This window comes from Phenylobacterium sp., assembly GCF_041913825.1.
GTDB lineage: Bacteria > Pseudomonadota > Alphaproteobacteria > Caulobacterales > Caulobacteraceae > Phenylobacterium.
This window is the reverse complement of the sequence record NZ_JAYSEO010000031.1, coordinates 44,893-54,484: the sequence shown is the minus strand read 5'-3', so window position 1 is coordinate 54,484 and position 9,592 is coordinate 44,893. Positions and strand designations below refer to the sequence as shown.

9 protein-coding genes are annotated in these 9,592 nt (G+C 69.3%); 5 read left to right on the top strand and 4 right to left on the bottom strand.

Annotation, left to right across the window (positions count from 1 at the left end; translation table 11 throughout):
- Nucleotides 1-1,505, bottom strand: a 1,505-nt coding sequence (gene cobT / locus ACE3Q8_RS20520; RefSeq protein WP_374472408.1) for a cobaltochelatase subunit CobT, incomplete at its 3' end; no start/stop codon positions are given.
- Between the two features lie 155 nt (nucleotides 1,506-1,660).
- Here cobT and ACE3Q8_RS20515 point away from each other — a divergent pair.
- Entirely contained in the window at nucleotides 1,661-1,837 is a 177-nt protein-coding gene (locus tag ACE3Q8_RS20515) for a DUF1328 domain-containing protein (protein WP_374472406.1), read from the top strand.
- Nucleotides 1,838-1,910: 73 nt separating this feature from the next.
- On the opposite strand, the gene ACE3Q8_RS20510 is transcribed toward ACE3Q8_RS20515, so the two are convergent.
- Nucleotides 1,911-3,089 (bottom strand): DUF3089 domain-containing protein, encoded by a 1,179-nt coding sequence (locus ACE3Q8_RS20510; RefSeq protein ID WP_374472404.1) that lies wholly within the window; start codon nucleotides 3,087-3,089, stop codon nucleotides 1,911-1,913.
- An 80-nt stretch (nucleotides 3,090-3,169) separates the two neighbouring features.
- Complete coding sequence (cobS, locus tag ACE3Q8_RS20505) at nucleotides 3,170-4,171, bottom strand: cobaltochelatase subunit CobS (protein WP_374472402.1); 1,002 nt, start codon at nucleotides 4,169-4,171, stop codon at nucleotides 3,170-3,172.
- Nucleotides 4,172-4,261: 90 nt separating this feature from the next.
- Between cobS and ACE3Q8_RS20500 the strand changes: the two genes are divergently transcribed.
- The 3 genes from ACE3Q8_RS20500 (at nucleotide 4,262) to ACE3Q8_RS20490 (ending at nucleotide 6,485) form a co-directional block, all read left to right on the top strand.
- Complete coding sequence (locus ACE3Q8_RS20500; protein WP_374472400.1) at nucleotides 4,262-5,134, top strand: TauD/TfdA dioxygenase family protein; 873 nt, start codon at nucleotides 4,262-4,264, stop codon at nucleotides 5,132-5,134.
- 57 nt (nucleotides 5,135-5,191) lie between these two features.
- Complete coding sequence (locus ACE3Q8_RS20495; protein ID WP_374472398.1) at nucleotides 5,192-5,509, top strand: hypothetical protein; 318 nt, start codon at nucleotides 5,192-5,194, stop codon at nucleotides 5,507-5,509.
- A gap of 286 nt (nucleotides 5,510-5,795) precedes the next feature.
- Nucleotides 5,796-6,485, top strand: coding sequence for an alternative oxidase (locus ACE3Q8_RS20490; protein ID WP_374472397.1), 690 nt, complete (start codon nucleotides 5,796-5,798; stop codon nucleotides 6,483-6,485).
- Here the strand turns inward: ACE3Q8_RS20490 and ACE3Q8_RS20485 are convergent.
- The gene (locus ACE3Q8_RS20485; protein ID WP_374472395.1) at nucleotides 6,482-7,777 is read right to left on the bottom strand and encodes an amidohydrolase family protein; all 1,296 of its coding nucleotides are present in this window, start codon (nucleotides 7,775-7,777) and stop codon (nucleotides 6,482-6,484) included. The two genes, ACE3Q8_RS20490 and ACE3Q8_RS20485, sit on opposite strands and share 4 nt — an antisense overlap.
- 224 nt (nucleotides 7,778-8,001) lie before the next feature.
- On the opposite strand from ACE3Q8_RS20485, the gene ACE3Q8_RS20480 reads away from it, so the two are divergent.
- Nucleotides 8,002-9,513: a globin-coupled sensor protein gene (locus ACE3Q8_RS20480; RefSeq protein WP_374472393.1), complete on the top strand. Its 1,512-nt coding sequence runs from the start codon at nucleotides 8,002-8,004 to the stop codon at nucleotides 9,511-9,513.
- Nucleotides 9,514-9,592: the final 79 nt, after the last annotated feature.

The following is a 9,592-nucleotide window of genomic DNA, read 5'->3' as shown; positions in this document are numbered from 1 at the left end:
CCCTCGCGCATCATCAGGCCGAGGTTGCGCCGGGCGCGGCGCCAGGGGGCGTCGGCGGCCTTGTAGATGATGTGGCGCAGGTCGTTGAGGCGGCCGGGCTGCGCGGGCTTGCCTGCCTTCAGCCAGTCCTCGCGGCTTTGCCCGCCCTTCCAGGCGCGGGTGGTGAAGCCGAGAATCTCGGTCTTCACGCCGCAGCGCTCGAGCGTGCGGGCGAGGATGTCGGCGCAGACCGCGGCCACCATGATCGGACGTCCCCGCATGGAACCGGAATTGTCGATCAGGATGGTGACGACCGTATCCCGGAATTCCGTGTCGTCCTCCTCCTTGAAGGAGAGCGGCGCCGTCGGGTCGATGATCACCCGGGTGAGACGGGCGACGTCGAGGATGCCTTCCTCGAGGTCGAAGCTCCACGAGCGGTTCTGCTGGGCGAGCAGCTTGCGCTGAAGCCGGTTGGCGAGCCGGCTGACCACGTTCGAGAGGCTGGCGAGCTGCTGGTCGAGGTAGGCGCGCAGCCGGCTCAGCTCCTCGCCGTCGCACAGCTCCTCGGCCGAGACGACCTCGTCGTGGGCGGTGGTGAAGACCTTGTAGGTGGCGACCTTGGCCTCGCCCTTGAAGTCCGGGCGGGCGGGCTGCTCGCCCTCGCCCATCTCGGGCGGCTCGTCGGTGTCCTGGGCGTCGGGATCGTCCTCCGCCTGCATCATCTGGCTGTCGGCGTCCTCGGTCTCGCTGTGCGTCGCCTCGGACTCGTCCATGGCCGTCTGCTGCGGCGACTGACCCTCGCCATCGCCCTCGTCCTGGTCCTCGCTGGCCTCGGGCTCGCCCTCTTCCCCGGAGTCCTCGTCCTGCTCCATCTGATCGGGCGCGTCGGAGAGGTCGTCGCCCATCTTCAGGTCGCGGAGGATGGCGCGCGCGACCTTGGCGAAGGCCTTCTGGTCGTCGATCACGGCGGCGAGGCGGTCCAGGTCGGCGCCCGCCTTAGCCTCCACTTCCTCGCGGAACAGGTTGACCAGCGGCTGGGCGGCCGGCGGCGGCTTCTCGCCGGTGAGCCGTTCGCGGACCATCAGCGACAGCACCTCGGCCATAGGCGGATTGGCCAGCGCCTCCACCTGATTGAAGGTGCGCTTGGCCCAGGCCTGCTCCATCACCGCCTTGAGGTTCTCGCGAACGCCGCCCATGGCGTTGGAGCCGATGGCCTCGATGCGGGCCTGCTCGATGCCGTCGTAGATCGGCTGGCCGAGCGCCGAGGCGGGCCGCGCCTTGGCGTGGGCGGCGGCGTCGTGGTGCGCCACGCGCAGCGCCATCTGATCGGCGAGCCCGCGGATGCGGGCCGCATCCGGCCCAGTCAGGTCGCGGGGCGGGTGGGGCAGGACGGCGCGGTTGCCGGAAAGCTGCGGCCCCTCGCCGGAGTAGACGATCTCCAGGTCGGGGGTCTCGGCGAGCGAGCGCGCCGCGTGCGCCAGCGCACGCTTGAACGGCTCGAGCGGGCTTTCGGGGGTCTTCGCCATGGCTTCCGTCTTAGATCAGGCCTGAGCGCCTGCGAAACAAGGAAGTTGCGCCCGGATATTTGAACACACGGGATGCCCGCGCCGGGAACATCCACGGCCAAGCCGAGTTTTCACCGCCGAGCCGAGTCGTGGCTCAGTCTTGAGGAGAGAGCGCCATGCTGAAGTGGGCTCTGATCTTCGCGATCGTCGCCCTCGTGGCCGGCGCGCTGGGCTTCGGCGGCATCGCCGGCGCCTCGGCGGGCATCGCCAAGATCCTGTTCTTCCTGTTCGTGGTGGGCTTCCTGGTCTTCCTCGTCATGGGCCTCGTGGCCGGACGCAAGCTGACAAGGTAGCGCCTCGCGGACTTCCGCGAAGAAAGAGCGCCCGCCCTCCGGGAGGAGGACGGGCGTTTTTCTTTGCGCCGCCTTAGCGGGCCTTGGCCAGATAGGCCTTCGACTGCTCGCCGACGATGTCGACGAGGTTGCCCATGGCGACGTTCACGTCGACCAGGTGCAGGCCCCAGTCCTTCAGGACCGCGCCGGCGTTGACCACATCGCCGGAGATGTCGTCGGTGCGCGGGTCGGCCGGGTCGGCGTTCACGTGCACCTCGAGGTAGTTGAAGCCGTCCTTGCTGACGCACTGGCCGGTGAGCAGGCCGGGTGTGGCGACGAAGGGCGTGGTCGGCTGGGCCTTGCCCTTCACCCAGGTGGGGGCGGCCACCGAGGACGAGGCGATGGCCATCCCGTTGGAGTGGTACGCCTTCAGTTCGCCCTTGCCGCCGGCGAGGCTCGCCGGGTTGGTGCAGGCGGCTTCCATGCCGGCGGTCGCGACCTTGCCGAAGCGGGTATTCGCCGGCGGCGGGACGGTGTCGCGGAAGGTGACGTAGGAGATGGCGCAACCGGTCTGGCCAGGGCTACGGCACAGCGGGATGGTCTTGAAGGCGCCGGTGTCCTTGCCGGCCTCGACGGCCAGGTTGGAGCCCAGGATCAGGGCCGAGACGAGCTGCTTCTGGACCGGCTTGCCCTCGACCTCGGCCGGGATCATCCGCTGCAGCACGCCCGAGCCCTGGGAGTGGCCGATCAGGACGACGCCGCGGCCCTTGTTCTCGTGCGTCAGGTAGTGGTTCCAGGCGTCGACCACGTCATTATAGCCGAGCTGGCGCGCCGCCGGATCCATGGAGCCGGGCATGGGCGTGCCGGCGATGCCGGCCCGCAGCGCGGTCAGCGTCACCTGCCGATAGAGCGGGGCGAAGATCCGGCACTTGGCGCCGAAGCGGGCGAGCTGCTGCTTCACCACGTTCAGCTCCTCGGCGTTGGCCTTCATGTCCGAGGTGACGCCGGGATCGGTGGAGACCGTGGGGTAGACGTAGAAGCAGTCGATCGGGGCTTTCGGATCGGCCTTGAACCGTTCGACGCTGGTCGTGCCGTCGGCCTTCACCACCGTGGTGGTCAGGTCGATGGCGCAGGCGTCGTCCGCCTTGCCCGGGTAGCAGAGCCAGTTGGCCTTGTCGGCGTAGTCGTTCTTGGCCGGCGCGGCCGTCTGGGCCTGCGCCGCGCCCGCGAAGCCCGTGGCCAGCACGAGCGCCGCCAGAGTGGTCCTGATCATCGTTTCCCCCAGCAATATCGTTTCGAAGAATGCGTACGATATTGCTTTGGGACGGGCGGGCGGTCCAGCCCTGTGGGGGCCTAGGCCACCCGCACCCGCGCAGTGCTTTCCGGCAGGTCCTGGCCGAAGGCGCGCTGGAAGAACTCGGCGACGGTGCCGCGCTCCAGCTCGTCGCACTTGTTCAGGAAGGTCATCCGGAAGGCGAGCGCGATGTCGCCGCCGAAGATCTCGGCGTTCTGGGCCCAGGTGATCACGGTCCGCGGGCTCATGACGGTGGAAATGTCGCCGTTCATGAAGGCGTTGCGGGTCATGTCGGCGACGCGGACCATGGCGTTGATGGTCCGGCGCCCGTCGGCGTTCTGATAGTTCGGCGCCTTGGCGAGCACGATGTCGGCTTCCACGTCGTGGGCCAGGTAGTTCAGCGTGGTCACGATGGACCAGCGGTCCATCTGCGCCTGATTGATCTGCTGGGTGCCGTGGTAGAGGCCGGTGGTGTCGCCCAGGCCGATGGTGTTGGTCGTGGCGAACAGCCGGAAGAACGGGTTCGACCGGATCACCCGGTTCTGGTCGAGCAGGGTGAGCTTGCCCGAAGCTTCCAGCACGCGCTGGATCACGAACATCACGTCGGGGCGGCCGGCGTCGTACTCGTCGAACACGAGCGCGATCGGGCGCTGGATCGCCCACGGCAGGATGCCTTCGCGGAACTCGGTGACCTGCTTGCCTTCCTTCAGGACGATGGCGTCCTTGCCGACCAGGTCGATGCGGCTGATGTGGCTGTCGAGGTTGACCCGGATCATCGGCCAGTTCAGCCGCGCGGCCACCTGCTCGATGTGGGTCGACTTGCCGGTGCCGTGATAGCCCTGGACCATGACGCGGCGGTCGAAGGCGAAGCCCGCCAGGATCGCCTTGGTGGTTTCGGGATCGAACTTGTAGGCCGGATCGACGTCGGGGACGTGCGGGTCGCGCTCGGCGAACGCGGGGACCTGCATGTCAAAGTCCACGCCGAACGTCTCGCGCGCGGAGACCTTCTGGTCCGGAACCAGGGAGATGAGCTTGTCTTCGGTGGTGTCGAAAGCGGCCATGACGGGCTCCGGATTACAGGCTTGCCCGAGCGGAAGCAAACGGGTGTTCAATGCAGCAGGCGCCGAAAACAGGCGCCGGGAGGACCCGCCATGCTCAAGCAGGCCGAGGGCGCTTATCGAACGATGATGGTGCGGCCGGAGCCGTCCGGTTTCGGCGCGGAGATCACCGGGGTAGATCTCTCCCGCCCCCTAGATGGGGAGCAACTCGCCGAGGTGAAGGCCGCCTGGGCCGCGCACGCGGTGGTGCGCTTCCCCGACCAGCCGCTGACCCTGGACGAGCTGGAGGCGTTCACGCTGCAGATCGGGCCGTTCGGCGACGACCCGTTCATCAAGCCCATGCCCGGGCGACCGAACGTGCTGGAGCTGCGCCGGGAGCCGGACGAGAAGGCCACCAATTTCGGGGCCGGCTGGCACTCCGACTGGAGCTTCCAGGCGCAGCCGCCGGCCGCCACCTTGCTGCATTCCGAGGTGGTCCCGCCGGTTGGCGGCGACACCCTGTTCTGCGACTGCACGCGGGCGTACGAGGCCCTGTCTCCGACGATGCGGGCCATGCTGGCGCCGCTGCGCGCGGTGCACTCCGCCGGACGCGCCTATGGGACCAAGGGCGTCTTCGCCCGGGAGACCGAGAAACGGACGATGCAGATCATCGTCTCGGAGGCCGCCGACGAGACCCTGACGCACCCGCTGGTGCGGACCCATCCGGTGACGGGCCGAAAGGCGCTGTTCGTCTCGCCGGTCTACACGGTGGGGATCGAGGGCCTGACGCCCAAGGAGAGCCAGGCGATCCTGGGCTTCCTGTTCGGCCACATGACTCAGGACGAGTTCATCTACCGCCACCGCTGGCGGCCGAAGATGCTGCTGATGTGGGACAACCGCTGCACCATGCACCTGGCGGAGGGCGGCTACGATGGCCACCTGCGGGTGATGCATCGCACGACCGTGGCGGGCGACACGCCGGTGTGACCGGCGTCACGCCGCCGGGGGACGGACCATGGCGGGATGGGGCGGGGGGAACTCGCCATGCTGCGCGCCTGGGCCGTCGCCGGCCTCATTTCGCTGGGCGGCTGTCAGACGCTCGCGCCGGCCGGCGCTGAAGGCGCGCTGAGCGGCCAGGAACTGGACGCCGCGGTCGGCCTCTACGGCCCCTGGACCGAGTACCTCGTCCTCGACGGCAAGCGCACCTACCTCTGGCGCAAGCGGTACGCCGGCGGACCCCAGGACTACTATTGCGAGCTACGTGTGGAGATGGGGTTCCGCCGAACGATCAGCCGCAGCTTCATACAGGGCTATCCGCAGGCCTGCCGGCTGTTCGCGGCCCGCGGGCGCCAGCAGAACTAACGGCCGAGGCGCTGCCACGCGGACACGCCGAAGAGGGTGACGGCGAAGGTCGCGAAGGCGGCGAGCACCAGGGCGAGGAAGAGGTCTTGGCCGGACATGAGGGGCACTCCTTTCGTTGCCCCGAACCTGCTCCCCGACCCCGCCCGGGGAAATTCGGGAGGGCTCCCTAAGGGCTGATACGTAGGGGTTCGTCCCGAATGTCGGGCCACGGCAGGGCGGTCTATCTAGCCGGTCATCGACGCCGCGGCCGACGCGGCTTCCCCAGCAAGAACAAGCGAGTAGCGTGATGACCGCCCCCCTCGTCGACCTGACCGTCCACCACCAGCCCCGCGGCCTCTCGGACCGGGTCGCCTATGGCTTCGTCAAGGCGCTCCGCTTCTGCGCCGACACCTTCTTCGCCAAACGCTACGGCCACCGCGCCGTGGTCCTCGAGACCGTGGCCGCCGTGCCGGGGATGGTCGGCGCGACCCTCAACCACCTGAAGTGCCTGCGCCGGATGGAAGACGACCGGGGCTGGATCAAGACCCTGATGGACGAGGCCGAGAACGAGCGCATGCACCTGATGACCTTCATCGAGGTGTGCAAGCCAACCCTGTTCGAACGCTTCGTGGTCGTGGCCGTGCAGTGGGTCTTCTATCTGTTCTTCTTCGGCCTCTACCTGATCAGCTCGAAGACCGCGCACCGGGTGGTGGGCTACTTCGAGGAAGAGGCGGTGATCAGCTACACTCACTACCTCGCCGAGATCGACGAGGGCCGCAGCGAGAATGTCGCCGCGCCTGAGATCGCCATCCGGTACTGGGGCCTGCCGAAGACCGCGACCCTGCGCGACGTGGTCGAGGTGGTCCGCGCCGACGAGGCCCACCACCGCGACGTGAACCACGGCTTCGCCAACGAGATCGCCGGCCTGCCGCAGCTCAAGGTCGCCCCGTGCCCGCCGCACGTGGTCCTGGAGCCGAACTGGAAGCAGGCGGCCTAGGGCGCTACGGAGGGGCGGCGGTGGATCTCGCCGCCCTTCATCACCAGCACCACGTCCTTCAGCGCGGCGACCCCTTCGGTGGGGTCGCCGCGCACCGCGACAAGGTCGGCCAGGTAGCCGGCCTTTACCTGCCCCAGGCGCCCTTCCTGGCGCAGGATCTTTGCGTTGGTGGCGGTGGCGGCGGTCAGCGCCTGGGCGGGCGTCATGCCGTGGCGGACCATCCAGTCGAGCTCGCGCCAGCTCTCGCCGTGGGGGAAGACGCCAACGTCGCTGCCCATGCCGATGGTGACGCCGAGCCGGAGCGCGAGCCGGAACGCGCGCTCAGCCTCGGCCATGGCCGGAGTCGGAGGCCCGCCCGGACGGTAGCCGCGGAAGTAGGTGGAGGTCGCCTCGCTGGCGGTGAGCGTGGGGACGTAGGCGACGCCCTTCTGCCTCATCAGCCGGAAGGTGGCCTCGCTGGCGCCGTAGCCGTGCTCGATCGTCTCCACCCCCGCCAGCACCGCGCGGCGGATGCCCTCGTCCGAGGCGGCGTGGGCCGCCACGGGCCGGCCGGACGAGTGGGCGGTCTCCACCAGCACATCCAGCTCGCGCTGGCTGAAGGTCGGGCGGGTCGAACCGTCCGGGCCGGTCCGGTAGTCGGAGTAGACCTTGATCCAGTCGGCGCCCGCCGCAGACTGCCGCCGCACCGCGGCCATCACCTCGGCCTCGCCCGACGCCTCCTCCGCCCCCTGAGGCAGCTCGGCGTCGGGTCGGAAACCCTTGCGCGGGCCATAGGCGCCGGTGGCGACGATCGCCCGGTCGGCCACGAAGAGCCGGGGGCCGGCCACGATCCCCTCGTCGATCGCCCGCTTCAGCGCCACGTCGGCGTCGCCCGCGCCCTCCGAGCCCAGGTCGCGCAGGCTGGTGAAGCCCGAGCGCAGGGTGACCGTGGCGTCGCGCCCGGCCCGCAGCGTGCGGTACTCGGGGGGCTCCTTCAGCACCTGATCGTCCCACAGCGTCTCGTTGTATGGGTGCAGCAGCAGGTGGGAGTGGAGCTCGATCAAGCCCGGGATCAGGGTCGCGCCGGGGAGCGGAACCACCTCGGCCGGGCGGTGCGCGAGTTCGGCGCGCGGCGCCACGGCGACGATCCGGTCGCCCTCCACCAGCACCGCGAATCCCGGGCGGGGGCGGGCGTCGCCGGGGGTCCAGACGGCGTCCGGCTCGAGCCGGTAGCGCGTCGGCTCCGCCCCCGAGGCGGCCGTGGCGAGCGCCAGCGCGATCCCCGCGCCGGCCAGCAGGCGTGTCATGCCCATGGTCCCTCCTGTCGCCTCCTCATCCCAGGCGGCGGACCCGCGGGCAAGAGGCCGAGCCGTCGGCTGGCAGGCGAGATGTTTTCCTGAGCGAGATAAGTATTCGCGCGATCGTGGCTGTGGCTGCGGCGTAGTTACGCGGGCCGTCGCTCATTGTGGCTGCTTAAGTCGCGCTTAACCGCATCAATGAGGAGGTGTATCGCAAGATCAGTTTGGGGGAATGTCGGGTGGCCGACAATTACGCAATCGAAGAACGACTGTCCTTCATCGGTATTGATGAGGACACCCGTAAGCGGTTGCGGGCCCTCCAGCCCGTCATCGCCGCCAACATCGGCCCGTCGCTGGACGGCTTCTACGAGCAGGTGCGTAAGACTCCGAAGGTGCGGGCCTTCTTCAAGGACGAGGCGCAGATCGGCGGCGCGGCGCGCGCCCAGCAGGGCCACTGGGCCAATATCGCATCGGGCCAGTACGACCAAAGCTATGTGACGGCGGTCCGGGCAATCGGAGAGACCCACGCGCGCATCGGGCTGGAGCCTCGCTGGTACATCGCCGGCTACGCGATGATCTGCGAGGCCTTGCTGTCGGCCGTGGTGGCCGAGCACTGGCCGAAGGGCCTGCTGGGCAAGCGCGATGGCGCGGAGGCGGCAGGCGCCGCCTGCGGGGCGCTCATGAAGGCCGCCATGCTCGATATGGACTTCGCCATCTCGATCTATCTCGACACCTTGGCCGCCGAGCGGGCGCGCCTGCAGACCGAACGCGAGGCCAACGAGGCCCGGCAGAACGCGGTGGTGAAGGCGCTGGCGGACGCGCTGGCGCGGGTGGCGGAAGGCGACCTGCGCGCGCGGCTGACGCTCGAGGTGGATGAGGGGTTCCAGCCGGTGAAGGACGACTTCAACCGGGCCATGGGTGCGCTGGAGGCGGCGCTGGCCGCGGTGTCCAGCTCCTCGGAGGTGGTGGGCAGCGGCGCGGACCAGATCGGCGTCGCCTCGGACGAGCTCTCCCGGCGCACCGAGCAGCAGGCGGCGACCCTGGAGCAGACCGCAGCCGCACTGGAGCAGATCACCGCCACCGTCACCAAGAGCGCCGCCGGCGCCCGCCAGGCCAGCGAGGTGGTCTCCACCGCCAAGGCCCAGGCCGAGCGTTCCGGAGAGGTGATGACCGAGGCGGTGACCGCCATGAGCCAGATCGAGGAATCCTCGCGCCAGATCACCCAGATCATCGGGGTGATCGACGAGATCGCCTTCCAGACCAATCTGCTCGCCCTGAACGCGGGGGTTGAGGCGGCCCGGGCGGGCGACGCCGGCAAGGGCTTTGCCGTCGTGGCCTCGGAAGTCCGCGCGCTCGCCCAGCGATCAGCCGACGCCGCCAAGGAGATCAAGGCATTGATCTCGGCCTCAACCGACCAGGTGGCTGAGGGCGTCACCCTGGTGGGCCAGACCGGCCAGGCCCTCACCACCATCGTGGCCCAGGTCGGCGAGATCAATGGCCTCGTGGAGGAGATGGCGCACTCGTCCCAAGAGCAGTCCACCGCCCTGCACGAGGTCAATCAGGCCGTCGCCCAGATGGACCAGCTCACCCAGAAGAACGCGGCCATGGTGCAGGAGACCTCGGCCGCGACCCAGGCGCTGAAGAGCCAGACGCACGAACTCGGTCGGCTGGTCGCCACCTTCACGGTCGATCCCTCGGCGGCCGGGGCGGGCCGGGCGTCGGAGGGGGCGACCGGGCGGCGCGCGGCCTAGCCTCCAAGGGCGCACCTAGCGTTCGGCCAAGTTCTAGCAGGCACAGGCGTGGGTTGTTTGGCCGAGAGGTCGCGGCCTT